Source organism: Devosia soli (assembly GCF_000970455.1).
Lineage (GTDB): Bacteria > Pseudomonadota > Alphaproteobacteria > Rhizobiales > Devosiaceae > Devosia > Devosia soli.
On the sequence record NZ_LAJG01000005.1, the window covers coordinates 454,392 to 480,408 of the forward strand.

At 62.5% G+C, this 26,017-nt stretch carries 25 protein-coding genes and 1 tRNA gene; 14 read left to right on the plus strand and 12 right to left on the minus strand.

The window, feature by feature from the left end; all coding sequences use genetic code 11:
• Nucleotides 1–8 precede the first annotated feature (8 nt).
• Nucleotides 9–98: transfer RNA gene (locus tag VW35_RS02990), tRNA-Ser, on the minus strand.
• Between the two features lie 196 nt (nucleotides 99–294).
• Between VW35_RS02990 and VW35_RS02995 the strand changes: the two genes are divergently transcribed.
• Nucleotides 295–846, plus strand: coding sequence for a DUF2147 domain-containing protein (locus VW35_RS02995; RefSeq protein WP_052951450.1), 552 nt, complete (start codon nucleotides 295–297; stop codon nucleotides 844–846).
• Between the two features lie 60 nt (nucleotides 847–906).
• On the opposite strand, the gene VW35_RS03000 is transcribed toward VW35_RS02995, so the two are convergent.
• Together VW35_RS03000 and VW35_RS03005 are read right to left on the minus strand one after the other, a co-directional pair.
• Nucleotides 907–1,611: a glutathione S-transferase N-terminal domain-containing protein gene (locus VW35_RS03000; RefSeq protein WP_046141480.1), complete on the minus strand. Its 705-nt coding sequence runs from the start codon at nucleotides 1,609–1,611 to the stop codon at nucleotides 907–909.
• A 153-nt stretch (nucleotides 1,612–1,764) separates the two neighbouring features.
• Nucleotides 1,765–2,205 (minus strand): glyoxalase superfamily protein, encoded by a 441-nt coding sequence (locus VW35_RS03005; RefSeq protein ID WP_046141481.1) that lies wholly within the window; start codon nucleotides 2,203–2,205, stop codon nucleotides 1,765–1,767.
• Nucleotides 2,206–2,486: 281 nt separating this feature from the next.
• Between VW35_RS03005 and VW35_RS03010 the strand changes: the two genes are divergently transcribed.
• Nucleotides 2,487–3,251, plus strand: a complete 765-nt coding sequence (locus VW35_RS03010) for a sulfite exporter TauE/SafE family protein (protein WP_046141711.1) — start codon at nucleotides 2,487–2,489, stop codon at nucleotides 3,249–3,251.
• Here the strand turns inward: VW35_RS03010 and VW35_RS03015 are convergent.
• The 3 genes from VW35_RS03015 to VW35_RS03025 form a co-directional block, all read right to left on the minus strand.
• Entirely contained in the window at nucleotides 3,242–5,347 is a 2,106-nt protein-coding gene (locus VW35_RS03015) for a molybdopterin-containing oxidoreductase family protein (protein WP_046141482.1), read from the minus strand. The two genes, VW35_RS03010 and VW35_RS03015, sit on opposite strands and share 10 nt — an antisense overlap.
• A gap of 324 nt (nucleotides 5,348–5,671) precedes the next feature.
• Nucleotides 5,672–6,289, minus strand: coding sequence for a hypothetical protein (locus VW35_RS03020; RefSeq protein ID WP_152662452.1), 618 nt, complete (start codon nucleotides 6,287–6,289; stop codon nucleotides 5,672–5,674).
• Between the two features lie 262 nt (nucleotides 6,290–6,551).
• Nucleotides 6,552–8,126: an MDR family MFS transporter gene (locus VW35_RS03025; protein ID WP_046141484.1), complete on the minus strand. Its 1,575-nt coding sequence runs from the start codon at nucleotides 8,124–8,126 to the stop codon at nucleotides 6,552–6,554.
• 138 nt (nucleotides 8,127–8,264) lie between these two features.
• Between VW35_RS03025 and VW35_RS03030 the strand changes: the two genes are divergently transcribed.
• Nucleotides 8,265–8,873 carry a MarR family winged helix-turn-helix transcriptional regulator gene (locus tag VW35_RS03030; protein ID WP_046141712.1) on the plus strand — a complete coding sequence of 203 codons (609 nt, stop codon included), beginning with the start codon at nucleotides 8,265–8,267 and terminating at the stop codon, nucleotides 8,871–8,873.
• A 66-nt stretch (nucleotides 8,874–8,939) separates the two neighbouring features.
• Here VW35_RS03030 and VW35_RS03035 read toward each other — a convergent pair whose 3' ends face one another.
• The 3 genes from VW35_RS03035 to ndk form a co-directional block, all read right to left on the minus strand.
• Entirely contained in the window at nucleotides 8,940–10,844 is a 1,905-nt protein-coding gene (locus VW35_RS03035; protein ID WP_046141485.1) for a DEAD/DEAH box helicase, read from the minus strand.
• Nucleotides 10,845–11,096: 252 nt separating this feature from the next.
• A complete protein-coding gene (locus tag VW35_RS03040; RefSeq protein ID WP_046141486.1) occupies nucleotides 11,097–11,303 on the minus strand; it encodes a tautomerase family protein in 207 nt (68 codons plus the stop codon).
• Nucleotides 11,304–11,305: 2 nt separating this feature from the next.
• Nucleotides 11,306–11,728: a nucleoside-diphosphate kinase gene (ndk, locus tag VW35_RS03045; RefSeq protein ID WP_046141487.1), complete on the minus strand. Its 423-nt coding sequence runs from the start codon at nucleotides 11,726–11,728 to the stop codon at nucleotides 11,306–11,308.
• Nucleotides 11,729–11,888: 160 nt separating this feature from the next.
• Between ndk and VW35_RS03050 the strand changes: the two genes are divergently transcribed.
• Nucleotides 11,889–12,293 carry a RidA family protein gene (locus VW35_RS03050; protein ID WP_046141488.1) on the plus strand — a complete coding sequence of 135 codons (405 nt, stop codon included), beginning with the start codon at nucleotides 11,889–11,891 and terminating at the stop codon, nucleotides 12,291–12,293.
• A 228-nt stretch (nucleotides 12,294–12,521) separates the two neighbouring features.
• Here VW35_RS03050 and VW35_RS03055 read toward each other — a convergent pair whose 3' ends face one another.
• Nucleotides 12,522–12,941 (minus strand): hypothetical protein, encoded by a 420-nt coding sequence (locus VW35_RS03055; protein ID WP_046141489.1) that lies wholly within the window; start codon nucleotides 12,939–12,941, stop codon nucleotides 12,522–12,524.
• A gap of 248 nt (nucleotides 12,942–13,189) precedes the next feature.
• Between VW35_RS03055 and VW35_RS03060 the strand changes: the two genes are divergently transcribed.
• The 4 genes from VW35_RS03060 to VW35_RS03075 all read left to right on the plus strand — a co-directional run bounded on the left by VW35_RS03060 (nucleotide 13,190) and on the right by VW35_RS03075 (nucleotide 17,421).
• Entirely contained in the window at nucleotides 13,190–15,064 is a 1,875-nt protein-coding gene (locus tag VW35_RS03060; protein ID WP_046141490.1) for an ABC-F family ATP-binding cassette domain-containing protein, read from the plus strand.
• Nucleotides 15,061–15,489 (plus strand): cupin domain-containing protein, encoded by a 429-nt coding sequence (locus tag VW35_RS03065; RefSeq protein ID WP_046141491.1) that lies wholly within the window; start codon nucleotides 15,061–15,063, stop codon nucleotides 15,487–15,489. Before VW35_RS03060 ends, VW35_RS03065 begins: the two co-directional genes overlap by 4 nt.
• 160 nt (nucleotides 15,490–15,649) lie before the next feature.
• Nucleotides 15,650–16,483, plus strand: coding sequence for a DUF4344 domain-containing metallopeptidase (locus tag VW35_RS20375; protein WP_052951451.1), 834 nt, complete (start codon nucleotides 15,650–15,652; stop codon nucleotides 16,481–16,483).
• Nucleotides 16,484–16,599: 116 nt separating this feature from the next.
• On the plus strand, nucleotides 16,600–17,421 hold the full coding sequence (locus VW35_RS03075) for a DUF4344 domain-containing metallopeptidase (RefSeq protein ID WP_052951452.1): 822 nt from the start codon (nucleotides 16,600–16,602) through the stop codon (nucleotides 17,419–17,421).
• Nucleotides 17,422–17,427: 6 nt separating this feature from the next.
• On the opposite strand, the gene VW35_RS03080 is transcribed toward VW35_RS03075, so the two are convergent.
• Together VW35_RS03080 and VW35_RS03085 are read right to left on the minus strand one after the other, a co-directional pair.
• Nucleotides 17,428–18,045: a YitT family protein gene (locus VW35_RS03080; RefSeq protein WP_046141492.1), complete on the minus strand. Its 618-nt coding sequence runs from the start codon at nucleotides 18,043–18,045 to the stop codon at nucleotides 17,428–17,430.
• Nucleotides 18,042–18,488 carry a DNA polymerase III subunit chi gene (locus tag VW35_RS03085; protein ID WP_046141493.1) on the minus strand — a complete coding sequence of 149 codons (447 nt, stop codon included), beginning with the start codon at nucleotides 18,486–18,488 and terminating at the stop codon, nucleotides 18,042–18,044. Before VW35_RS03085 ends, VW35_RS03080 begins: the two co-directional genes overlap by 4 nt.
• A 170-nt stretch (nucleotides 18,489–18,658) precedes the next feature.
• On the opposite strand from VW35_RS03085, the gene VW35_RS03090 reads away from it, so the two are divergent.
• The 6 genes from VW35_RS03090 (at nucleotide 18,659) to rsmA (ending at nucleotide 26,009) form a co-directional block, all read left to right on the plus strand.
• Entirely contained in the window at nucleotides 18,659–19,729 is a 1,071-nt protein-coding gene (locus VW35_RS03090; protein ID WP_046141494.1) for an LptF/LptG family permease, read from the plus strand.
• A complete protein-coding gene (locus VW35_RS03095) occupies nucleotides 19,726–20,796 on the plus strand; it encodes an LptF/LptG family permease (protein ID WP_046141495.1) in 1,071 nt (356 codons plus the stop codon). The genes VW35_RS03090 and VW35_RS03095 overlap by 4 nt, the downstream gene beginning before the upstream one ends.
• A gap of 29 nt (nucleotides 20,797–20,825) precedes the next feature.
• The gene (locus VW35_RS03100) at nucleotides 20,826–23,093 is read left to right on the plus strand and encodes an LPS-assembly protein LptD (RefSeq protein WP_046141496.1); all 2,268 of its coding nucleotides are present in this window, start codon (nucleotides 20,826–20,828) and stop codon (nucleotides 23,091–23,093) included.
• Between the two features lie 98 nt (nucleotides 23,094–23,191).
• Nucleotides 23,192–24,088, plus strand: coding sequence for a peptidylprolyl isomerase (locus VW35_RS03105; RefSeq protein WP_046141497.1), 897 nt, complete (start codon nucleotides 23,192–23,194; stop codon nucleotides 24,086–24,088).
• 80 nt (nucleotides 24,089–24,168) lie between these two features.
• Nucleotides 24,169–25,167, plus strand: a complete 999-nt coding sequence (pdxA, locus tag VW35_RS03110; RefSeq protein WP_046141715.1) for a 4-hydroxythreonine-4-phosphate dehydrogenase PdxA — start codon at nucleotides 24,169–24,171, stop codon at nucleotides 25,165–25,167.
• A complete protein-coding gene (gene rsmA / locus VW35_RS03115) occupies nucleotides 25,164–26,009 on the plus strand; it encodes a 16S rRNA (adenine(1518)-N(6)/adenine(1519)-N(6))-dimethyltransferase RsmA (protein ID WP_046141498.1) in 846 nt (281 codons plus the stop codon). The genes pdxA and rsmA overlap by 4 nt, the downstream gene beginning before the upstream one ends.
• Nucleotides 26,010–26,017: the final 8 nt, after the last annotated feature.

Here is a 26,017-nt window from a genome sequence, read left to right on the forward strand (position 1 = left end):
GGGGAACGTGGCGGAGAGGAAGGGATTCGAACCCTCGAGGCCCTTCCGGACCTGCACCCTTAGCAGGGGTGTGCCTTCGACCACTCGGCCACCTCTCCAACGGGGTCGGGTCTAGCGGGAGGGACCAGGGATGGCAAGCGGTTTTTGGCGCGCCTCCCTGATTGGGCGGGAAATCGGCGAATGCCAGCGGGGCTAGGTTTCGATTGGTGTTCCTGCCCAGCGCCGCTAGGCTAGTGCCAGCGGCGGATCGGCTCGAATCACGACGCTGGCGGTTCGAATTTCAAGGCGGCGGCGATGGTACTTCGTGGCACGGCAAATGGCGTTCTGGCTTTGGCGGCTTGGCTGGGCTTTGCGGGGGCAGCTCTCGCTCAAGTCGAGGCGCCGCAATTTCCTTTTCCGCCCTCGCCCATCGAAGGGGTTTGGCGGGCGCAGCTCCTCTCGGAAGTGACGATCGAGGTTTGCGAATTGGGCTATTGCGGGTTCCTGACGAAGATCGTCGTGCCCAGCGAGGGTCTTAGCGCAGAAGAAGCGGCGGCGGCGGCGCAAATGTCGCCCGATCATTTCTTCGACCAGCGCAACGAAGATCCGGCGCTGCGAAGCCGACCGATGCAGGACCTGCAGCTCCTGACCCTGCGGCCGAGCGACAAGCCGACCATCTTTGACGGCGAAATTTACAATCCGCAGGATGGCAAGACGTATTCGGGCTATGTCGAGCTGACGGGGCCCGACACCATGCGGCTCAATGGCTGCGTGCTTTACAATGTCATTTGCCGGGGCGAGGATTGGGTACGGGTACCGCAGGCGGAGCTGGAAGCTCGGGCGGCGGAAGACGCTACCGCCCAATAGGGGTGCACCGCGCGTCACCAGGGGATAAAGCCCAAGGATGACGAGCGGCGCGTTCGGGGATCAGCGGGCGCGCTGGTTGAAGAGGATTTTCTGGGCTTCCTTATCGTCGGCAAGGCTCTTGCCCTGGGCTTCCTTGCCCCAGTTGAGGCCGCTCTGGACGGCAGAACGGGCGCCGACGCGATCGATCCAGGCGAGCGCGTTGGGGAATTCTTCGCGCGTGATGCCATAGCGTTCCCAGGATTGGGCCCAGCCGATGGAGGCGATATCGGCGATGGAATAATCACCAGCGATATAGTCCTGGCCTTCGAGCTGCTTGTTGAGGACGCCGAAGAGACGGTGGGTCTCGTCGCTGTAGCGCTTGATGGCATAGGGGATCTTTTCGGGCGCATAGACGGAGAAGTGGTTGTTCTGGCCCAGCATGGGCCCGAAGCCGCCGACTTGCCAGAAGAGCCATTCATCGACCTTGACCTGGGCACGGGTATCCGTCGGGTAGAACTGGCCGAATTTCAGGCCGAGATATTTGAGGATCGCGCCGGATTCAAAGATCGAGATCGGTTCGCCGCCCGGGCCTTCGGGATCGACGATGGCCGGGATTTTGTTATTAGGAGAAATGGCCAGGAACTCGGGCGTGAACTGCTCACCCTTGCCGATATCGATGCGATGATAGTTCCACGGCACGCAAAGCTCTTCGAGCATGATGTGGACCTTCTGCCCGTTTGGCGTGGGCAGGGAGAATGCTTCGATCGGCTTGGTCTGGGTGGTCATAAGGCACCGTCCTGTTTCTGGATGAGCTAGATATATCGGTGTTTTACGATGATGAGCAAGGTGGGGCTGTGTTTGTGGCGCCAGTCCCTCCCGGCCTCCCCCACAAAGGGGGAGGTGGGGCGCTGCGGCTGCGGAGGGGTCGGAGGTCGGCTGCTATTCCCGCATCAGGCGCATCTGGGGGGCGCCGTTGCCCCGCAGGGCGGGCGAGATGCCGTGGATGTCGACGGTGGCGGTGACGCGCTGACGGGTGGCGGCGAACATGAAGTGCGGGGTGACATTGACCGGTTCATCGAACTGAATGGTCACCTTGTGGTGCTGCATGTCGCTTGAGAGCTGAAGACCGATCAGGAGGCCGCGGAAGGGCTGCTCGAGATAATAGCCTTTGACGCGCATCCCGACCTGGAACGGGACGGCGACGCGATCGGGCAAGGTGGCGCGCGCGGTGTTCCAATCGCGAAAGCCATGCGCGCGGGCAGTCTCTTCGAGAGCGGCGCTGTGGGTGATCGGTTGGCCGGATCTGGCGCGCTCTTCGCGCAGGTTCTTCGCCTCGGACTTCAAAGTCTGGGCGGATGGGGTATCGAGGGAAAAAGCCATCGGGTCATCTCCTTGGGGAGGCGACTGGTGCATGGGTGCCCGCTTTGCCATGATGCGCCTCGGAGGAACCGAAGGGTCGTCAGGTCTTCTCAGGCTGGACTTCACCATGGACACGTGTCCGCGAGCGGCGGGCGCCAGCAACCGGAGGCGTCAATGCGCTCTCCCGATCGGGAAGTCAAGATGGGCGGATCACCGAGCGTGATGGCGAGGATCAGACAATTGCGTTGGGCGAATGTCTGCGTTCGGTCTAGGAACACATGTTTCCCTTTCGCGGAATTGTCATGACCGAACTTCTGCTTTTCATCGCCGGCCTTCTGGGCGGCGCCGTCAATTCGCTGGCCGGCGGGGGATCGTTCATTGTCTTTCCGGCGCTGCTCTTTGCCGGGGTGCCGCCGGTGCTCGCCAATGCGTCGAATACCTATGCCGCCCTCCCCGGCTATGTCAGCGGCGCAGCAGGCTATTGGAAGTCCGTGGCGCCTTATAGGGACAGGCTGCTGATCTACGGGATCATTGCGGCGGTGTTCGGCTTTGTCGGCGCGGAACTGCTGCTGGTGGTTTCGGATGCACAGTTTTCGCTGGTCGTGCCGTGGCTGATGGCTTTTGCCGTGGCGCTGTTCATCTTCGGCAATCGCATCAACGGGGCACTGCGTTCGCGCGGTGGCGGACGGTCGGGGATGAAGGCGCTGGGGGCGGTGCTGATCCTCGTGCTGCTCGCCGGGGTTTCGGTCTATGGCGGGTTCTTCAATGCCGGGCTCGGTATCCTGCTGCTGGCGTTCCTGGCGCTGGCGGGGATGAGCGACATGCATGCGATGAATGGGCTGAAGCTGTTCATCTCGTCCACCATCGCGCTGGTGGCGGTGGTGCGCTTCGTCTTTAATGGCACGATAGACTGGTATCATGGCTCGATCGCGCTGGTTGGCGTGACGATCGGTGGCTATATCGCGGCGCGGCTGGCGCAGCATATTCCGGCGCAGTGGATCCGCGTCGGCGTGATCATCTATGGCATTGCGATGACGGGCTATTTTTTCTGGCGGGCTTATGCCTGAGTCAGAGCCGACTTCCTGATCCAGACCGCTGCGTCGTGGAAGGGGACGCCGCCGAAGGGAGGGGCGGGTTGGGCTGAGGTGAGCATGTTGATGCCTTGGCCGCCGCGATGGGCTTTGTTGCGATGCAGACCCTCGGCGATGAGGGTGCCGGTGGGCAGGCCCGAAAAGACGCGGGCGGTGAGCTGGACCTGGCCGCGGTGATTGCCGACGGTCACGGCGTCGCCATCGGATATCGCAAGACGGGCGGCGTCTTCGGGGTGAATGAAGACGGAGGGTTCACCCTCGCGCTTGAGGCTGCCGGCGGTCTGGTTGAAGGACGAGTTGAGGAAGGCACGGGCCGGGCTGGTCGCGAGCTTGAACGGGTGCTCGGCGTCGGTCTTTTCGGTGATGTCCCAATGGTCAGCGAAGCGGGGCATGATCGATGGGTCACAGACCCAGCGATAGCCTTTCCTGCGGGCGACTTCGTCCCAATCAGGCGCGAAGCGATAGCGGCCATCGGGCCAGCCGAAACCCTTGGCGAAGCGCGCGACGTCGTCCGGGCGTTCCTTGTCGATGAAGCCGGTCTTTTCGACTTCTTCGAGCGTGGGCAGGCCTGAGCGGGCAAAGGTTTCGGCGACCACTTCGCGGTCGGTGGTCGAAAAGGTTGGGTCGGTACTGCCAAGACGGAGGGCCAAGGCGTTGATGACGTCGTGATTGGAGCGCGCTTCGCCGGGCGCATCGACAACTGCGGGGCCATAGAGAATCCGGGTATGGCCACCGCGGGTGTAATAATCGTTGTGTTCGAGGAACATGGTGGCGGGCAGGACGATATCGGCCAGTTCGGCCGTTTCGGTCATGAACTGCTCGTGGACGACGAGAAAGAGATCGTCGCGCAGCAGACCCTGGCGCACCAGAGCCTGATCGGGGGCGACGCAGGCGGGGTTGGTATTTTGCACGATCATGGCATGGACCGGGGCGCCATTTTGCAGCGCAGCGGCATTGCCGGTCAGGATCGGGCCGATCTCTGACATGTCGAGGACGCGCGGTGTGCCCTTTTGCAGATGCGTGCCTTCGAGGCGGGACTTGTCGAGGTTCCACGTGCCGGAATTGGAATGGAACGCGCCACCGCCGCGATGCTGCCAGGAGCCGAGCATGGCGGGGAGAGACAGCGCGGCGTGCATGGCTGTGGCGCCATTGGTCTGGCGGGAGAAGCCGTAGCCGAGACGGAAGAAGGTTTTAGGCGTCTTGCCGATGAGGTGGGCAAAGGTTTCGATTTCGGCGACGGTGAGGCCGGTTATCCCGGCGGCCCATTCGGGGGTGCGGGTAGCGAGATGGGCCTCGAACTCGGGCGAGAAATCGGTGAATTCGGCCATATAGGCGCGATCGGCGAGGCCATCGCGGAGGAGCACGTGCATGGTGGCGACGGCGAGGGCGCCGTCGGTGCCGGGGCGAAGGACGAGGCCGAGATCGGCCTGTTCCATGGTGGCATTGCGATAAATGTCGACGACCAAGATTTTTGCCGCACGGGTTTTGCGGGCGCGCATGGCGTGGGTCATGACGTTGACCTGAGTGTGCACCGCGTTGGTGCCCCAGATCACGACGCAATCGCTCTCGGCCATCTGTTCGGGATTGACGCCCCCGAGAAGGCCGGTGCCCGCAATATAGCCGGGCCAGGCAAGGCCGGTGCAGATGGTGTCGTATTGGTGGGAATAGCCACGGACGGCGCGAAGGCGCTCGATGCCGTCGCGATGCACATGGCCCATGGTGCCAGCGTAGAAGTAGGGCCAGATGGCTTCGGGGCCGTGCTTTTCTTCGATCTCCAGGAAGCGGGCGGCGATCTCGTCGAGGGCTTCATCCCAGGAAATGCGCCGCCACTGCCCTGCCCCCTTGGGGCCGGTGCGGCGCATGGGGTGGGTCAGACGCTCGGGGTGATGGATGCGCTCGGCATAGCGGGCGACTTTTTCGCAGATGACGCCGGCGGTGTAGGGATCGTCCTTGGCGCCACGGACGCGGCCGACCGTGCCATCGGGAAGGATATCGACATCGAGGGCGCAGACCGAGGGACAGTCATGTGGGCAAACGGAGCGGATGGTGCGCTGGGGGATCGGGGCGTTCATGGCGCCAAAGTATTAGAGGCCGCGCGCCGGGACAATCGCATTGTGGTTATGGGCGGGATTTTCGCGCGTGATGGGAGGCCCACCTCGCTTGTCATGGCAAGGGTACTTCGCACGCCTCTACCCAGACACTCGGCTTCCTTCGGGCTTGACCCGAGGGTCACTCGCCTAGGCCCACACTCTTGTGGCTCCCACACTGGCCCTCGGGTCAAGCCCGAGGGAAGCGCGGTGGTTTAGGAGAAGGCGAAGGATGACGAAAAACGCCTCACACTTCAGAAGTGCAGATTGAACAGCACCCCAACAAGCGGAGGGACCTGTTGGTGGCTCTCAGGCGGCGAAGGCCTTGGTGGCGGTTTCGGCGTTGCGGATGGCGCGGGTGGCAGCGTGCTTGGCAAGCTGAGAGGCGCCACCATGGAACTGGGAGAAAGTGATGCGGCCGGTGGTGCCGGTGATGGTGATACCGCGCCAGTTGGGACGGACGGAGCGGACTTCGGACCAATCGAGCGTGGTCTCACGGCCCATGGCCGTGCGGTGGGTCACCTGACGATTGTCCCAGCGGGTGTTGGTGAAGAGGCCCACCATGCCGATGCCAGCGGCGCCGGCGCCGAGGAGAAGGACGGCGATATAAGTAGCAATAAGCTGGGTCGTGTCGGCGGCGCTGCTCATGAAGATGACGGCAAAGAGTAGAACGGCGGCGAGCGCGGCAGCACCGTAGCAGGCAAAATATTCAACCAGCGACGGGCGGAGCTCGGCCCAGCCGCCCTCGACCATGATGCCATCTTCCGGCTGTATGAGACGAAGCGCGAGAAAGGCAGCATAGCCAAAAGCCACAACGCCAGCTGCGCGGGAGAGCGGCAGATGGGCGGTCATCGGCAGGTATTTGAGGGCTATGAGCACGGTAATCACGAACAGTGGCAAAGCCACTTCCTGCCAACGCAAAGGCACGCTTGATTCTCCAGGGGTGCGAGGCCGGTGACGCAATTCCAGCGGGTTAACACTGACAGAGGTTACAGGGATAACGTGATTTGACCATTCACAAATCCGCAAGGAGCCGCTGCGTCGAGCAAGGCTCGACAGAGTGTTGCCAAAGCGCCACCTCGCCTTTCCCGACAGGCGCCTCGCAAAATGAATCAAGGGCATGCGGAAACGAATCCGCATGCCCCGCCAAGCCGTTCTATTGATTTGTTTTTTGACCGATCGCAGTTGTTTAGCGCGTAGCCATGGCCGGAGCACCGACCATGGAGGCCGTTGCGGCTTCTTCAGCGTCGATCTCTGCCTCAGGCTCCTGGCGAAGCGTATTTGCCAAGGGCCGTTCTTCAAGGAGCCAGGCCAGAGCGAAGGCAAGAATGGCAGCGCCGGCGGCGGTGTAGAATACCGGATGGAGGGCGCTGGCGAACGCTTCGAGGACACGGCTGCGGACTTCCGGCGGGAGTATCGCGACGGCGCTGGGGCTGAAGCTCGTACCGCTGCCTTCGGGCATCACATCGCCGAGACGGGCGGCAAGGCCACTCGAAAAGATGGCGCCGAAGACCGAAACACCAATCGAGCCGCCGATCTGGCGGAAGAGCGTGACGCCGGCTGTAGCGGCACCGACGATGTCGCGCGAGACGGCATTTTGCGTCGCGGTAACGCTGACGCTGTTGACCGGGCCGATGCCGGCGCCAACGAGCAGCATGTAGGCAGCGATCTGAATCGAAGGCGTATCGAGCTGCATATTGGCGAGCGCCAGGAGACCGATGACAAGCACGAAGGTCGAGACAAGCGGCAGCATCTTGTAGCGGCCGGTGCGGGTCATGAAGAAGCCCGAGGCGGTCGAGGCGCCGATAAGGCCGATCATCATGGGGACAAGCTGCAGAGCTGAATCCGTGGGCGAAACACCCTTGGCGAGCTGCAGATACATGGGCAGGAAGGTTATCGAGCCGAACATGGCCATGCCGACGAGGAAGCCGACGGCACTGGTCACCGCAAAAGTGTTGTTGCGGAAAAGATCGAGCGGGAGGACAGGCTCGGCGGCGCGGCTTTCCACCCAGACGAAGGCGGCGAGAAAGGCGACGGCGCCTACGATGAGGCCGATGATCTGCGGCGAGAACCAGCCCCAGGTGTTGCCGCCCAGAGAGGTGGCGAGCACGAAGGCAGTGAGGCCGCCTGAGAGCAGCACAAAGCCGGCATAGTCGATCGAGTGCTTGACCCGTTCGGCCCGCGGCTTAAGGGCCACGGCGATGACGGCGAGCGCCAGAATGCCCACCGGCAGGTTGATGAGGAAAATCCACTGCCAGGAGAGGTGTTCAACGATGAAACCGCCAAGGAGCGGGCCGACGACGGTGGCTACACCGAAGACGGCGCCGAAGAGGCCCTGGACCTTGCCGCGCTGACGCGGGGGAATGATATCGGCGACGACGGTCATGGCGACCACCATGAGACCGCCACCGCCGAGACCCTGAATGGCGCGGGCGGCGATGAGGAAGGTCATGGAAGTGGCCATGGCCGAGAGCACGGCGCCGCCGAGGAAGATGACGATGGCGGCTTGCAGCACGATCTTGCGGCCGAAAAGGTCGCCGAGCTTGCCGTAAATGGGAGCAACGACGGTGGAGCTCAGAAGATATGCGATGACCACCCAGGTGAGGTGATCAAGGCCGCCGAGCTGGCCGACGATCGAGGGAAGAGCTGTTGAAACAATGGTTTGACCGAGAGAGGCCAAGAGAAGAGTGACAGCGACGGCACCGATGACCAGCTTGGTCGACGGGTCTTGCATCGCATCGTCCGGTTGAACGGGGTCCGACATTGGGGCAATCCTCAAAACAAGTGGGGCCGGGATGAGCCGGCCCTTGCGAAATGAATTCCGACGGCATACATGTGCCTCACGCAATTACATGTCAATAGCATGCAATTGCATGAAGCATGCGATTTTGTGGAAGCTGCCATGCCCTTGAGCGCCAAGACAGAACTGAACGCCCTGCTGCTACGGGCCGGCATTGCCCATGACACCGCGGAGGCGGTTATGGATATCGACGCATTGATGCAGAAATGGCGGCGCCGCGCGATGAAACGCGAGCTAGGCAACCGGGCCTTGGCGGATTTGCGGATCGGGATTGATCTGGCGCAGCTCGATGTGCTGTTCGCGATCGACGGCCCCTCCTCAGAATTCGAGGGCGAAGCTTTGGGCGAAACGATGGTCGCGACCGTGGCCGACCGGCTCAATATCGATCCATCGCGGGCAAGCCGGCTGGTGGGCGATATGGTCGACGAGGGATTTGCGCGGCGGGCGGTGAGCCAGGCTGACGCGCGGCGAACAATCATCGAACTGACGCCGAAGGGCAAGGCCGTGGTCGATGCAGTACGGGCTTACAAATATCTGATCATGGGCGACTTCCTCGCCAGCTGGGAAAAGGCGGAGGTTGACGCCTTCGTGCCGCTGCTCAAGCGGTTCGGTAGCTGGATGGACAGTATAGAGCCGGCGACGGAAAAGCATGCCGACGAAATCGCGGCTATTGCCGAGACGATCGGCAAGACCGAAGCGCAACTGGCCTGAACTTTTTTGACCCAAAGAATAATTCCCCGCCCGAAGGCGGGGATAGATTGGCGATGGGCTTGAGGATCAGTCCTGAGCGCGGACCTTTTTGTGGTCTTTGACCTTGGGGCGCTTGGGAGCCGGCGCGTCGCCCTCAAGGGTTGGCTTGGACCATTTTGGCTTGCCCTTGTTCTTGTCGAAGGGTTTGGCTTCCTTGGGCTTTCGCGGCTTTGGGGCGCTTTCGGTTGCCGGGGCAAAGTCGTCGGGACGCAGGTTGGACGAGCCATAGCGCTGCTTGCGGTCGGCCTTTTCGGGGCGCGGCGCGGCGGGATCGTAGGCGACCGGGGGGCCGGGCGGGCCACGCTTGGACTGCGGGCGTTCCGAGCGTTCGCCGGGGCCATCTACCGCCGAGATATAAACGCCCTTTTCGCCGGTGCCGTTCTTGCCCACGCTCTTGACGAAGCTATCGACTTTATCAGCTGCGACTTCGAAAATCGTTTCGGTATCGAAGATGCGGATCGAGCCGATGGCACCCTTGGTGACGCCGCCGGCCTTGCAAATCATCGGCAGGAGCCAGCGCGGCTCGGCGCGCTGCTTGCGACCGACAGTGACCTTGAACCAGCTGCCGCCGGCGAAGGATTCACGGGTGCGCGGCTCGCGCTTGTCGAAATCGGTAACGGGGATAGATGAGACGTCCTCGGGGATCGGACGGGCGGCCAGCTGCAGGCGGAGGTAGGCCGCAGCGAGGGCGTCCGGGGTCCATTTGGTTAGCAGTCCGTTAACGCTGACCTGCTCGTCTTCGGTGATCGGGTCACTGAGAAGGGAATTGGTGAGGATTGACTCGCGATAACGCGCATCGATGGCCTCGGCGGTCGGCGGCGCTGTGAACTCGGCTTCGATTTTTGCGGTGCGCAGGATCGACTGGGCGACGCGCTTGCGATGGGCCGGCGAGATGATGACGCAGGTACCCTGGCGCCCTGCCCGGCCGGTGCGGCCCGAACGGTGCAGCAGCGTTTCGGCGTTCATCGGCAGCTCGGCATGAATGACGAGATCGAGATTGGGCAGGTCGATGCCGCGGGCAGCGACGTCAGTCGCGACGCAAATGCGGGCGCGGCCATCGCGCATGGCCTGGAGGGCATTGGTGCGCTCGGCCTGGGTCAATTCGCCCGAGAGGGTGACGACGTCGAAGCCGCGATTGTGGAGGCGGGCCGAAAGGTGCTTCACCGCCTCGCGGGTCGAGGCGAAGACGATGGTGTTGGTGCTTTCGTACCAAAGGAGCGTGTTGATGACGGCGTTTTCGCGCTCGTCGGCGGGCACGACCATGAGCTTGTAGTCGATATCGGCATGCTGCTCGCCGGACGAGGTGGCGGTGATGCGCAGCGCATTGCGCTGGAAGGTTTCGGCAAGCTTGGCGATAGGCTTGGCGACCGTGGCCGAGAACAGCAGCGTGCGGCGTTCTTCGGGAGCGGCGGCGAGGATGAATTCGAGGTCTTCGCGGAAGCCAAGATCGAGCATCTCGTCGGCTTCGTCGAGGACCACGGCGCGGAGCGAGGACATATCGAGGGCGCCGCGGGTGATGTGGTCGCGGAGGCGGCCTGGCGTGCCGACGACGATATGGGCGCCATGCTGCAGCGCGCGGCGCTCGGTGCGTGCATCCATGCCGCCGACGCAGGAGACGATGCGGGCGCCCATCTGGGCATAGAGCCATTCGAGTTCGCGCTGCACCTGCAGGGCCAGTTCGCGCGTCGGCGCAATGACGAGGCCAAGGGGCAGTTCGGCGCGCGGCAGGGTTTCGGCGCCATCGAGAAGAGTCGGCGCGATCGCCATGCCGAAGGCGACGGTCTTGCCCGAGCCGGTCTGGGCGGAGACCAAGAGATCGCGGCCTTCGGCTTCGTCTTCGATGACTGCGGACTGGACGGGGGTGAGGTTCTCATAGCCCTTGGCCGCAAGGGTCGCGGCGATCGGGGCAAAAATCGTTTCGGGAAGGGACATCTTTGGCTTTCGCAAAATCAGCCAAAGAGCGGTCGTTCCCCACTAAGTCGGAACATTCCCGTTCGTGACGGCTGGCAATTTCTGGGTTCCCGCTTTCGCGGGGGGCGGTCCGTGAGGTGGTGGAGCAAAACACGGAATGCAAAAGGCCGCCTCGCGAGGCGGCCTCGATAATGGTTCTCTAGCGGCATGAGGCGCGCGGCGCAAGGCCGGCGGCTGCATGAGGGGCACGGGCGCCCCGCATGGCTTTGGCCTTCAAGCCTTTGGCTGCTTGCGCAGCTCCGAGACTGGCTTGCCCTTGAAACCCCAGTTGTCGAGCGGCACTTCGTCGATGACGACAAAGGTACTCTCGGGGTTCTTGTTGAGCACGCGGACCATGATCTCGGTAATGCCCGCAATCACCTCGGCCTTTTGCTCGGCTGTGACACCGTCATCGAGAATGCGGACATTGACGTAGGGCACTTTTAACCGACCAATTCTTCGTCGGTGAAGAAGTACTTGATTTCCTGGGCAGCGGTTTCCGGGGCGTCGGAGCCGTGGACCGAGTTTTCGCCGACGGAGAGGGCGAATTCCTTGCGGATGGTGCCTTCAGCAGCGTTGGCTGGGTTGGTTGCGCCCATGATTTCGCGGTTCTTGAGGATCGCGCCTTCGCCTTCGAGGACCTGGACGACGACCGGGGAAGCGATCATCTGCTCGACGAGTTCGCCGAAGAAGGGGCGTTCCTTGTGAACCGCGTAGAAGCCTTCGGCCTGGGCGCGGGTCATGTGGATCTTCTTGAGGGCGATCGGGCGAAGACCGGCTTCTTCGAACTTGGTCAGGATCTTGCCGATGAGGTTACGACGGACGGCATCGGGCTTGATGATGGAGAAGGTGCGTTCAATCGCCATGGCGGAAAAGATCCTGCTTGTGCTTGGAAAGGTGGCGCCTTTTAGCGGGAGAGTTTGACGGAGGCAAGACGGGGATGGCGACCGAAACGGCCGTCCCCCTGCTGACATGTTCAGACGCTAGGCTGTGGAAGCTTAGCCCTAACAAAACTGGAGACTTGCCATGACCACGACGATCACGCGCATCAATCCCGCCAGCCTGCCGGACGCTTCACGAGCCGGCTATTCGCAGATTTCGGTGGTCGAACCGGGGCGGCTGGCTTTTGTTTCGGGCCAGGTGGCATGGCGCGCGGATGGCGGGGCGGCGCCGGGCTCGCTGGCCGAGCAGGTCGAGATCGTCGCGCAAAACCTGACAGCGGCGCTGGCGGAACTCAAGGCGACGCCGCACGATATTGCGCAGATGCGGATCTATGTCGTGGGGCTCAATGACGAGAGCATGGGCATCGGCATGGCGGCGATCGGGAAGTTTCTGCAGGGGGCGCAACCGAGCCTGACGGGGATCGGGGTCAGTGCGCTCGCCGCACCTGGGCTGCTGATTGAGGTCGAGATGGTTGTCCGGGTGGATTGAGGCAGCTTTTTGGGCCTAAGGTGTCACTCAATCCGGCTCCATCAACATAGCCCTTTAAACAGACAGAATGACGTCGAAGCGTTCGAACGCTGACGGATCGTCACCACCCGGCTTGTCCGGGTGGTCATACCGTAGTGAGATGGATTACCCCATCCTCGGATCAAGTCCGAGGATGGCCGGGCAATGACGGCGATTGCCTGGTTCTTCGCACAGCCTAGATAAAACACGTTAGTCGTGATCGACATCCGTCGAGCCGGTGGCGATCACTTCGCCGTCCGGGCCGGTGAGCGTCACGTCGATCTTGGAAATGATGTGCTCGGCCTCGATGGTCTGTTCGACCTCGATCTCCTGCACCTGCATGGTGCAGACTTCGGCTGTGGAAATGGTTGGGAAGGTGACGGCGAGGGTGCCGTTGTTGAGTTCGCCGACTTCGGCGGGGCTCACCTGTTCGCAGGCACTACCCTGATATTCAAAATCGATGGTGATTTGGTTGGGATTGATGCGCTTTGCATCGAGGTCGTCGAGCTGGACGGCCTGAGTGGTGGCGGCAGGCGCTGCGGCGGCGTCCTTGGGCGCATCCTGGGCCAAGGCAGGCGCGGAAATGCCGATGGCGGCAACGAGGGCGAGGGTGATACGGGCGTCTAGCATGGGGCGTCCTTTCAGGCTCGGGATGCGGCAGGAATGCGCGTCCAAACCCAAAGGATGCATCAAATCGGGCGACAGAAGGACGCAACCGGGGCTGTTTGCTGGCAGCTTGGGGCCCAGCCAGGCTGGTTTGCGGTTGCCATGACCGATCCTTAACTTTATCGAACAGCCAACACTTCGCCGCGGGTCCCCTGCTCTTTCAGGGACAATTCGACCCGCGTGCCACACTGCTCGAAACGATATTTTCCGCCATGCTGACCATTTCGAACCTCACCTATCGCATCCAGGGCCGCGAGCTTTTCGACGATGCTTCGCTGGTTTTGCCAACGGGGTCGAAGGCCGGTTTCGTCGGCAAGAACGGGACGGGCAAGACGACGCTTTTCCACATCATCCAGGGCCATATCGGCGCGGATGCCGGCACCGTGGAACTGGTGCGCAAGGCCCGGATCGGGGCAGTGGCACAGGAAGCCCCGGCCGGGGAAGAAACCGTGCTCGACGTTGTGCTGGCGGCCGACAAGGAGCGCACGGCGCTGATGGCGGAAGCCGAGACGGCGACGGACCCGGACCGGATCGGGGAAATCTATACGCGGCTCGCCGATATCGAGGCGCATACGGCCGAAGCGCGCGCTTCATCCATTTTGAAGGGGCTCGGGTTCGAGCAGGATCGGCAGAACGCGCCGACGCGGGAGCTGTCGGGCGGCTGGCGCATGCGCGTGGCGCTGGCAGCGGTATTGTTTTCGCAGCCCGATCTGTTGCTACTCGACGAGCCAACGAACTATCTCGATCTCGAAGGCACGTTGTGGCTCGAAAAGTATCTTGCCACTTATCCCTATACCGTCTTCATGATCAGCCACGACCGGGACCTCCTCAACAAGGCAGTGACCTCGATCGTGCACCTCGAGCACAAGAAGCTGACCTTCTATAAGGGCAATTACGACACCTTCGAAACGACGCGCCGCATGCAGATGGAGCTCAACAACAAGAGCCGCGAGAAGACGCTCGACCAGATCGCGCACCTGCAAAAATTCGTGGATCGCTTCAAGGCCAAGGCGACCAAGGCCAAGCAGGCCCAGGCGCGCGTCAAGATGATCGAAAAGCTTCGGCCACCCGAGGCTATGTTCGACGAATATGCGGCGCCATTCCGCTTCCAGCAGCCCAACGTCGACCTGCCGACGCCGATGGTGAACCTCGAAAAGGTTTCGACCGGCTATGGCGACAAAGTCATCTTGCGCAATGTGACGATGCGGATCGACCCTGAGGATCGGATTGCGCTCGTCGGTGTCAACGGCAATGGCAAATCGACATTCGCCAAGCTGCTGGCCGGGGACATTCCCGCGATGGACGGTCATCTGCGCGTGGGCAAGAAGCTCGAGATCGCCCATTTCGCCCAGCACCAGATGGACAAGCTCAAACCCGAATGGACCCCGCTCGAGCATGTGGCGGAGCTGATGCCGCTCGACAACGAGGCCAAGAGGCGGAGCCGGCTGGCGCAAATGGGGCTGACGACCAGCCGCATGGACACCAAGGCCAAGAACCTCTCGGGCGGCGAACGCGCGCGGCTTCTGATGGGGCTTATCACCTTCAGCGGCCCGGGGATGATGATCCTCGACGAGCCGACCAACCATCTCGACATCGACAGCCGCGATGCGCTCGTGCATGCGCTCAACGAATATGAAGGCGCGGTCCTGATTATTTCGCACGACCGGCACCTGATCGAAGCCACTTGCGACCGGCTCTGGATCGCCGAGGGGGGCACGATCCACGAACTCGACGAGGATCTTGACAGCTACCAGCGCTCGATCACTTCAGCCAAGGATACAGGCAAAGGCGGCGGGGCGGCCAAGACAGGCGAGCGCAAGCTTTCCAAACAGGAAGCGGCGGCACGGCGGGCGGAACTGGCGCCACTCAAGGGGCGCATCAAGGACGCGGAAACAAAGATCAGCCGGCTGCAGACGGAAATCGAAAAGATTGATGCGCAGCTGGCCGACCCCAAGGTCTATAATAGTGCGCCGGAGCGGCTGATTACACTGGGCAAGGACAAGGCACGGTTCAGCGCCGACCTGGAGACGACCGAAGAGCAGTGGCTGGCGCTGAGCGCCGAGCTGGAAGAGGCGGAGCGCGCATGAGCCAGCCGACAGCGGCAGAGATCATCGCGACGCTCGGGATGGCGCGCCACCCCGAGGGCGGGTGGTATGTCGAGACCTTCGGCGATGACGAAGGGATCGATGGCCGGGCGCATTCGACGGCGATCTATTATCTGCTCGAGGCCGGGGATCGATCGCACTGGCACCGGGTCGATGCGGTCGAGGTCTGGCATTATTACGCCGGAGCGCCGCTGGCGCTGGAGCTCTCCGACGGGGAGAGTGTGGACCGGCATGTGCTGGGACCCAACATTCTCGAAGGGCAGCGGCCGCAGGTAGTGGTGCCGCGGCATGGCTGGCAATCGGCGCGCTCGCTTGGCGGCTGGACGCTCGTGGGATGCACAGTGGCGCCGGGCTTCCGTTTTTCCGGGTTCGAGCTGGCGCCGCCCGATTGGGCGCCGGCGCGATAGCAGCCATCAAAATGCCGCTGTGGCCCGATCTGGTCGGCTGAAATTGTCCGTGGGGCGGGCAAATGAGCTTGATCGATGCCGTTAACGACGGGCCCTTGGGCGCGTTGACAGTGAAACGGCATTGGCATCTGCTTGCCCGATCAAAGGCCGAAGGCTGTCCATGCGTCGCTTGTTCGTTTCGATTTTGACCGCCCTGGCCTTCGTCGCGCCAGCTTGGGCGCAGGATATGACCGGCTTTACCAAGGCCGAGCGCAACGACATCATTCGCTTTGCCGCCAACAACAGCCTCTTCGTGCTATACCACGAAATGGCGCATCTTCTGGTCGACCAGCTGCGCCTGCCCGTTCTGGGGCGGGAGGAGGATGCGGCGGACAATGTCGCGACCTGGACGCTGCTCAACAAGCGCTCGCCGGAGGCGGACAAAGCGCTGGAGGATGCAGCCCAAGGTTGGGTATTGACCGGGGTCGCCTATGACAGCGGCAAGTATGAAGAAGATTTTGCCGCAGCCCATAGCCTCGACAAGCAGCGGGCCTATCAGATCGTCTGCATGATGGTGGGCAGCGACGATACCGCGTTCAAGCCGATCGCCAACGAATATGCCATCGCCACCGACCGGCAGGACTCGTGCTACTGGGATTATGAGCTGGTCAATCGCAGCCTTGAAAATGTGCTCGAAGAGCACCGAGGGACCGGCGGCACCAAGGTCGACGTGACCTATCACGATGCTGGCGGGCGGCTGAGGTTCGCCGCCGACGCTTTCCGCTCGAGCGGGGTGTTCGACGAAGTCGCCGAGGAAATCCGCAAGAGCTACAATCTGCGCCGGCCGGTGCGGTTCAACGCCAAGCGCTGTGGCGAGGCCAATGCCTATTATGATCCGGACACGACCGAAATCATCTTCTGCTATGAGCTGATGAAGGATTTCATGGAACTTTATGCAGCAGAAATCACCGAGCCAAGCACAGGCGGCAAGGTAAAGCACGTGTCGCGGCCCTGACGTATTTTGCCGCTTAGCACGGCGATGAAAATGCTTTAAATTCCGACCTGTCGCGCTTGGCTGTGAGGGTGTCCCGAGCGTGCGGGGATGAATCACACTCTCTCGGAGCCTTTCGAATGATCTCGCTGCGCAAGCTCGCGGCCGCCACGGCGTGCCTCGCTTTGCTCGTGGCTCCAACGATGGCGAAGGACAAGGTGGCCAAGTGGCGCGCCGACTCGATGGACTTCGCCATGCACGACGCCAGTTTCAGCATGTATCACGAAATCGGCCATATGCTGGTCGACGCCTTCGAGCTGCCTGTGCTGGGCAAGGAAGAAGACGCGGTCGACGCGCTGGCCACTATCTGGCTCCTTACCGATGACAGCGACGATGACAGCTGGAATGCCCTGATCGATGCGGCGGATGGTTGGTATTATAACGCGGTCAAATCGACCGGGTTGGGCATCGACGACCTTTCCTATTCCTCGGACCATAGTCTGGATATCCAGCGTGCCTACGCCATGGTCTGCATGATGGTGGGCGCCGTGCCAGACGTGTTCGGCGACACCGCCGACAATTACAATATCGGCGAGGACCGGCAGGAGGAATGCGGCTACACTTTCGCGCAGGCCTACAACTCCTGGCAGAAGCTGCTGCAACCGCATGTGGTGAGCAAGAAGCGCGGGGCGGAGATCAGCGTCGTCTATGAAGACGCGGGGGACTTCGAGGACTACGCGCGCGCCCTCAGGAAACGCAAGATCCTGGAGCACGCGGCGGAGCTCGTTTCCAAGCAATATGTGTTGCCCGAGCCCATGACCTTCCGGGCCAAGCAATGCGGCGAGCCCAATGCCTTCTATTATCCCGGCGCGAACGAGGTGGTCTATTGCTACGAGATGGCCGACAGCATGTTCTCGCTCTACCTCTACGACATCCTGGGCTGGAGCGGCACGGCCAACTAGCGGAGGTCAGCTGAAGCCGACATAGCGGCCGGGCTTGTGATTGAGCGCGACGATGAGATTGAGCACCAATGCGCCGAGCACGGAATAGATGACGCGATCGAGCGGCAGGATGAAGAAGGCGGCAAGTAGGATCGCCGCATCGACGCCGAGCTGAAAGTAGCCGGCGCGGATGCCGAAGTTTTCCTGCAGATAGAGCGCCAGGATATTGATGCCGCCGACGCTCGCCTTGTGTCGGAAGAGCGAGAGAATGCCGAGGCCGATGAGGCCGCCGCCGACCAGGGCGGCAAAAAGCGGATTGATGTTGTCGATGCCGATCCAGAGCGGGAACTGCCCGGAAAAATAAGACACCAGCGCCACGCAGACGATGGTCTTGAGCGCAAAGGGCCAGCCCATGCGCCAGAAGGCGAGCGCGTAGAATGGCAAGTTTATGCAAAAGAACAGAACGCCGAAAGGAATGCCCGTCGCGTATTGGAGAAGGAGCGCGAGGCCGGCGCTGCTGCCGGTGGTCAACTGCACTTCGGCATAAAAGGCGATGCCGAGCGAAACGAGTACAGTGCCGATCAGTATGGCGAAGATGTCTTCGGGCAGCGTGTGGCGGCTCGGGGTGGCGAGATCGGGCGTCATGCCTTTTTCACCCAGCGGCCATCTGCTTCCTGCTGCCAATAGGTAACGTCATTGCCATCGCGCAGCGTCCGCCAGGCCTGGCGCGCCTCGGCGACGGCTTCGGGATCAAGGCCCGAGAACATATAGACGATCCGATTATAGCCTTCGGTCGATTGCGGCACGGCCCGATCGACGAAAAAGCGGACGGTCGCGCCGTTGGGATTGCTTTCGTCCGTCGCGAGGAGAATGGGCTGGTGCCCGTCGGTCTCTTCGCCGGCAAGCCCATGGGGCAGGAAGGAATCGTCGCGATAGGTCCACAAGAGCGTATCGAGGTTCTCGGCGCGTTCGCGCGATCCGGTTTCGACGACGGCGCGCCACCCGCGCTCGATGGTCTTTTCAAGCAATTGCGGCAGCACCGATTCAAGCGGGCGGACTTCGAGATGATAGAAGAGAACTTCAGCCATAGTTGCACTTTAGCCGCCCCCGCCGACGGGCGCCAGCGCGGCACAGGCGCAACAGCCCTGCCAGAATATGCATGGGAAAAACCTGCGCAATTGTATCGGTTTGCGGTTTCGCTCATGGTGCCGCCGTCGCTGGCCCAACTTGCGACTCATGGGGATGATTGAACGGGCGCATGAGACGACTGACCACCTATCTCGCGCGGCTTTTTGCCACCGACGCCATCATACTCATGGGAATCGTGTGCTTTCTCCTCTGGATGGTGAACTGCCTGCGATCGTTCGAGATCGTGTCGATCAAGGGGCAAGGCTTCGGCACGCTGGCGGTGCAGGCGCTCTATACGATGCCGCCGCTGCTTCTGGCCTTCTTCTATATCTGCGTCGGAATCGGCATGGTGCGCGCGCTCAATGGGCTGCAGCAGAGCCGGGAGCTACACATCATCCACGCCACGCGCGGCTTGAATGGGCTCTGGCGGGCGGCGGTGCTGGTGATCGGTGGGGCGGTGGCCGTGGTGATGCTGCTGGCCCATGTGGTGGAGCCACTGGCCAATCGCAAATATTCCGAACTTGCCGCGAGTGTTGCCGCCGACCTCGTCAGCTCAACCCTGCGGCCCGGGCGCTTTACGCAGGTCACGCCCGGCGTGATCCTGCTGATCGGCGGGCGGCAGGCAGGCGGCGAGATCGTCGACTTCTTTGCCGATGACCGACGCAATCCCGAATCGCGCCGGACCTATATCGCCCAGACGGCACGGGTTTCGAGCGACGGGGACAACTACATTCTCGAACTGCGCAATGGCACGCTGCAATATGTGCAGGATGACGGGCGCTATTCCGAGGTGCGCTTCAGCCGCTACGACATCAGCGTCGAGAGCTTGTCGCAGCCCCTGGCGGCGGGCAATGCGATGGCGGAGATGACGAGCTTCGAGATCGTGGCCGATGCCATGACGACGGGCGTGATTTCGGAGGATGCGGCGAGCCGGCTGCTCAATCGCACGGCCGAAGCCTTGCGCGTGATCGGCATAGCGCTCTTTACCCTGGCCATTGCGGGCTTTCCGAGCGGCAAGCGCGCCCGCATACCGCTACCGCTCGAGGCCATCGTCTTGCTGGTGGGGTTCGCCGAGCGCGGCATCGGCACCTATAGCCCGCTTGGTCCGGGCACGGGCTCCATCCTGCTGATCGCGATGTCGGGTTTCATCCTCCTCAGGAAATCCTGGCCGCGGCGCCCTATCGCCATGGTGCCGGCATGACCCGGATTGACTGGCTGGTTCTAAAACGCCTGTCGAGCCGGATCGGGGCGACGGTCTTCATTTTCTATGGGCTGATCGCGCTTGTGGAATCGCTCGACACCTGGCGCTTCACCGTCGTTTCCGAACAGGCCGGCACCTTGATGGCGATCGTGATGGTGGCAATGAGCGCGGTGCGCTGGACCATCAAAACGCTGCCGGTGACGGTCTTGATGGGCGCCATCCTCGGCCTTGCCGATCTCAAGGCGCGGCACGAGCTGACCGTGATCAAGGCCAGCGGGATCTCGATCTGGCGGGCGGTGCGCGCGCCGACCATTGCGGTGATCTGCATCAGCTTCGTCATCGCGCTTGGCGCTGAAACGGCCAGCACGCAGATCAATCGCGGGCTTTATCCAACGCCGCCGGGACAGGCAGCGCTGCTGACGCCGCCGGGGGAAATCTGGCTCGAGCAGGAAGGCGAAGGCCAGCGCTATGTCATGCTCGCGCGCTCGATGGCGCCGGGCGGCACGCAATTGGGCGATGTCACGATCTTTAGAAGTGGGGGCGATGAAGCGCCACGGATCGAGGCGCCGGAAGCGCTGCTCGAAAATGGGCATTGGCGGCTGCCGATCGCCACGGCGCGGACGGCGAGCGCGCCGCCGGAAACACTGCGCGACTATCAGTTGCCCACGAGCTCGACGCCGGGGGAAATCAGCCTCAAGCTCGCTTCGACCGAAGACATGACCTTTTTCGATCTCGCAAGGCTTTTGCAGTCGGGCGTGGCGGATCCGTCGGTGCGGGCCGCGGCAAATATGCGACTGCTCAAACTTCTTGCACTGCCGCTTGTGCTCTCCGGGTCCCTGTTCATTGCCTTTGCGTTTACCGCAGGTTATCGAAGGGACACTAGTCTAGGTCCGGCCGTGCTCTACGGCATCGTGCTCGGATTTGTTGTGTTCGTGATTACCGAGATGGCCGACCGAGCCGGGTCGACCGGCGTTCTCGATCCAACTTTTGCGGCAGTCGGACCGGCATTGGTAGCCATGGTGATTGGTGTAACGGTGCTGCTGCACAAGGAAGACGGACGAACGTGAGGCGATCGGGGGCAGACAGGAAAGGGCTGATGCGCGCGCTGTTGCTTGGCGCCGCCCTCTGCTTTGCCGCGCTGCCGGCCCAGGCCCAAAACCTCGTCCCGCCCGACTTTTTCAATGCGCCTATCGATCCGGCTGCGCCCACGGGAGTCGATGCAGCAACCCTGACGTTCGATTCGGTGAAAAACCTCATCGAGGCTTCAGGCGACGTGGTGCTGACCTCGAGCGGCTATACGGTCAAGGGGCAAACCCTTGTCTATGACCGCGCGGCGAACTCGGTGAAGATGACGGGCGCCGTGACGGTGATCGATCCATCGGGCAATGTGCTCGAAACCACCGATCTCGATATTACCGGCGGGCTCAAGCAGGCTTTCCTCAATGCCCTGACGATCACCTCCTATGACGGCTCGCGCATTACGGCGGATAGCGCCGATTACGACTCGGTGTTGCAGAGCATTTACACCAACGCGTCCTATGCCCCTTGCGGCGATTGCATCGACGACAAGGGCCGCAGGATCGGCTGGTCGGTGAACGCCTCCCGCATCGTGCACAATTCGGTCGACAACTCGGTTACTCTCGAGAATGCGACGCTGTCATTGCTCGGATTGCCCGTCGCCTGGCTGCCCTATCTGTGGTTGCCCGACCTTAGCAATTCGGCGCTTTCGCGCGCGCCACGCCCGACCTTCAGCTATGGCGACAAGACAGGCTTTGGCGTCGGCGTTTCGGTCAATGCCTATTCGACGCAATGGACCGACATCTATTTCAATCCCAAATTCTTTAGCCGCCAGGGGTTGCTGCTCGGCCTCGAGTGGGTGCAGCGGTTCGACGCCGGCACGATTCAAGTCAAGGCGACCGGTATCAGGCAATGGGATCCGGGTGCTTTCGGGGCGGCCAACGGCAACCGCGAATGGCGTGGGGCACTGCAGACATCGGGCACCTTCACGCCGATGGCGAATTGGGAAGCTGGCTGGTCGTATACGGCGTTCAGCGACGCAGGCTATCTCGAAGACTATGAGCTGACGACGGCGAAATCGACCACCAACCAGGTCTACGCCACCCATGTCAGCGAGCAGACCTATTTCGACATCCGCCTGCAGCACTTCAATCAGCTCGGCACCTCAATCACCGAGACGGACCAGAACCGCCAGGGCGCGAACCTGCCGGTGACGCGGTTCGAGCATATCGTCGATCTCGACGATGATATGGGGCGGCTCGCCTTTGAAGGCCAATTGCGCAATGTGGTGCGCCAGGCCGACAGCGTCGCAAGCGTCAACGGCGCCAATTACGTCTATGGGTATCAGGGCACCAAGACCCATGCGCTGTTGCAGGCAAGCTGGCAGAAGCAGTTTATCGGCGGGGGCGGACTGGTGTTCACGCCCTATGCAGGTGGCCGCGTCGACCTCAGCTACTATGACGGCAGCAGCCCTCTCCTGCCCGGCCAGACGAGCCTGATCAGCGCTACGCCCATCGCCGCGCTCGATATCCGCTATCCGCTGGTCGCCAACAATGGCGCCGATGTGCATATTATCGAGCCGATTGCCCAACTCGTCTATCGCGGGTCCGACACGACCACAGTCGGCATCACCAATGACGATGCGCAAAGCTTCGTCTTCGATGACACGAACCTTTTCAGCTACAACCGCTTCTCTGGCTCGGATCGCCAGGAAACAGGGCTGCGCGCCAATATCGGCGGGCGCTACATGGCCAATTTCGGCGACGGCAGCTATTTCGAGGTCGTCGGCGGACAATCGTTCCAGCTGGCCGGGACCAATGCCTTCGCTACGCCCGGACAGGCCAATACCGGCGTCGGCAGCGGACTTTCCAAGACCAATTCCTATGCCGTGCTCGGCGCCTATGGGTCATTCACGCCCGGCGTGGCGCTCGGGGCCAAGGCACAGGTCGACACCGACGCCTGGAAACTTGCCCGCTTCTCGGCGGGTGGCAGCTATAGTGCGAGCGGCTATGCGGCAAGCGTCGACTATCGCTTCATCGGCGCCAATCCGGGCCAAGGACAGATCAAGGACCAGCACGAGATCGTTGGCGAATTGACGATCCCCGTCGCCGACTACTGGAGCCTCAGGGCCAATACCGGTTGGGACATTTCGGGCAATACCTGGCTGCAGGTGGGTGGCGGCATTGTCTATGACGACGGCTATCTCACCATCGGCGCCAATGCCCGGCGCACCGGTTCGACGCACACTTCGCCGAACAGCACATCCGTGCTCGCGACCTTTGCGATCAAGGCGCCGGCCGGACTCAACCTCGGCTATAACGGCGCCGTGCCCGTTCCGAACTTCTGACCTTCGCTCAATCGGATTTTGGCCGTATTTTTTCGGCAATTGACAGGGCGCCAATCGGGCCGCATTGATGCGGCACAAGCAAAAGCGGACACTTGACCATGACGTTTGCACCTCTGCGGCGCGCTTTCGGCGCCATGATCCTCGGCCTTGCGGTGGCGGGAGCGGCGACCCTGCCTAGCTTTGCGGCAACGGTCGTGACGGTCAACGGGTTGACCATCTCGGACGTGCAGGTCGATCAGCGGCTGCGCCTTTTCCGCATGGAAGGCAATAAAGGCGGCCGCAACGGCGCGCTCGACCAGCTGATCACCGAAGCCATCCAGATGAGCGAGGCGAAGCGCCTCAACATCACCGTGTCCGACGCGCAGGTGGATGAAGCGCTGTTGCAGATCGCCCGCAACCTCAAGGTCAGCCAGGATCGGCTCGTGCAGATGCTGAGCCAGGGTGGCGTCAGCACCGACACGCTCAAGGATCGCCTGCGCGCTTCGATTGCCTGGAATGCGGTCGGCGAACGCGCCGTGGCGCCGAACGTGCAGATTTCCGACCTCGAACTCGACCAGCGCGCTGCCCAGAAGGTGTCGGACTACCAGAAGTTCGACTATATCCTGAAAGAGATCATCTTCGTGGGCTCGGGCGCCAGCGGCCGCAGCTCGCAAGCGAGCAATTATCGCTCCAAATTTAGCGGCTGCGACGGCGCGGTGCAGCTTTCGCTCGCCTATACTGACGCTGCCGTCGTCGATATCGGCCGCCGCCACGCCACACAGCTTCCTGAAGCCATGGCCAAGGAACTCGCTGGCATGAATGTTGGCGGAATCACCAAGCCGCGCGTCGTCGAGAACGGCGTTTCGATGCTGGCGATCTGCGAAAAGACGCAGGCCGAAGACCTGACCTTCGTGAAGGACGATCTTCGCGCCGAAGTGGGCGGCGATAGCATGAAGGCGCAGGTCGACGCGTATCTCGCGCAGCTGCGCAAGGACGCCAAGATCGTCTACAACTGACGCTCGCTCTAAGGCGACCTGACTTCTTTTGCGGAGCCGCATCCTGACCGATGCGCCTCCGCATTGCTTTGGGGGCAAGCATGGCGCCATTGGCGATCAGCATGGGCGAACCGGCCGGGATCGGGCCGGATATTATCCTGTCGCTTTACGAGCAGCGGGCGGCGCTGGGCCTGAAGCCATTCGTTGTCTTTGGGCATGCCGGTTTTCTCAAGGAGCGGGCACGGCGGCTGGGGCTGGACACCGAGATTGCTGCAGTTTCGCCTCATGAGGCCGAGGGTGCTTTTGGGACTGCCCTGCCCGTGATGGATATCGCCGGGGACGTGCCGGATCAGCCGGGGCGGCCGAATGGTGGCGCGGCGCCCGTGGTGATCGGGGCCATCGAGGAGGCGGTGGCGGCAGTCACGGCCGGAACCTGCAGCGGGTTGGTGACGGCCCCGATCCATAAGGGTGCGCTTTACGAGGCAGGGTTCCGGCATCCTGGGCACACCGAATTTCTGGCGGCGCTTTGTGCGGAAAATGGCGTCGAACCGCTGCCGGTGATGATGCTGGCGCATGAGGATTTGCGGACGGTGCCGCTGACCATCCATGTGCCGATCAAGGATGTGCCGGGGCTGATCTCGGTCGAGTTGATCCTTGAGACGCTGCGGGTGATGGACCGGGATCTCAAGGCGCGGTTCGGCATAGTACGGCCGCGCATTGCGGTGGCGGGGCTTAATCCGCATGCGGGCGAAGGCGGGGCGATCGGGCGGGAGGAGATCGAGACGATCATTCCAGCGCTGGAAGCGGCGCGCAATGAGGGTCTCGACGTGGTGGGCCCCCTGCCCGGCGATACGCTGTTTTTCCCCAGGCACTGGCGGCAATATGATGCGGTGCTCGCCATGTATCACGACCAGGCGCTGATCCCGATCAAGACGGTGGCCTTCGATGCCGGGGTCAATGTGACGCTGGGCCTGCCGATCGTGCGGACCTCGCCGGACCATGGCACGGCATTTGACCTGGCGGGGACGGGAAAGGCCTCGACATCGAGCTTTCTCGCGGCCATAGCCATGGCGCACCAGATGACGGCCGGGACACCATGAGCCAGATCGACAACCTTCCACCGCTCCGCGAAGTCATCGCGACTCATGGCCTTCGCGCCAAGAAGGAGCTTGGGCAGAATTTCCTGTTCGACCTCAACCTTACGGCGCGCATTGCGCGGGTGGGCGGATCGCTCGAGGGCGTGCGGGTGATCGAGGTAGGACCGGGGCCAGGCGGATTGACGCGGGCGCTCTTGGCGGAGGGTGCGCGAGAAGTGATCGCCATCGAGCGGGACGCGCGAGCGCTGCCGGCGCTGGCGGAGATTTCCGAGGCTTATCCGGGGCGGCTGACGGTGATCGCGGGCGATGCCATGGACATCGACTATCGGACGCTGGCTGACGGGCCGACGCGGCTCGTGGCCAACCTCCCCTATAATATCGGCACGCAACTGCTCACCGCCTGGCTGACGATGGAACCGTGGCCGCCGTTCTTCGAGAGCCTGACGCTGATGTTCCAGCGCGAAGTGGCGGAACGGATCTGCGCGCGGCCGGGCGAAGACGCCTATGGGCGGCTCGGCGTCCTGGCCGGGTGGCGGACCGACGCGCGGATCGCGTTCAATGTGGGCAAGCAGGCCTTTGTCCCGCCGCCGAATGTGACCTCGGCGGTGGTGCATCTGGTGCCAAAGCCGGTTGAAGACGGTTTGCCGGTTCGCCACGTCGAGCAGGTTACCAAGGCTGCGTTCGGGCAGCGGCGGAAGATGGTGCGGCAATCGCTGAAATCGCTCGGGGTGCCGGTTGAAGGTCTGCTGGCGGCGGCCGAACTCAAGGGCGATGAGCGGGCCGAGGACCTTCCCATCGAGGCTTTCCTGGCGATGGCGCGGGCGCTTCCGGGGTTGAGAAGCTAGGCCCAGAG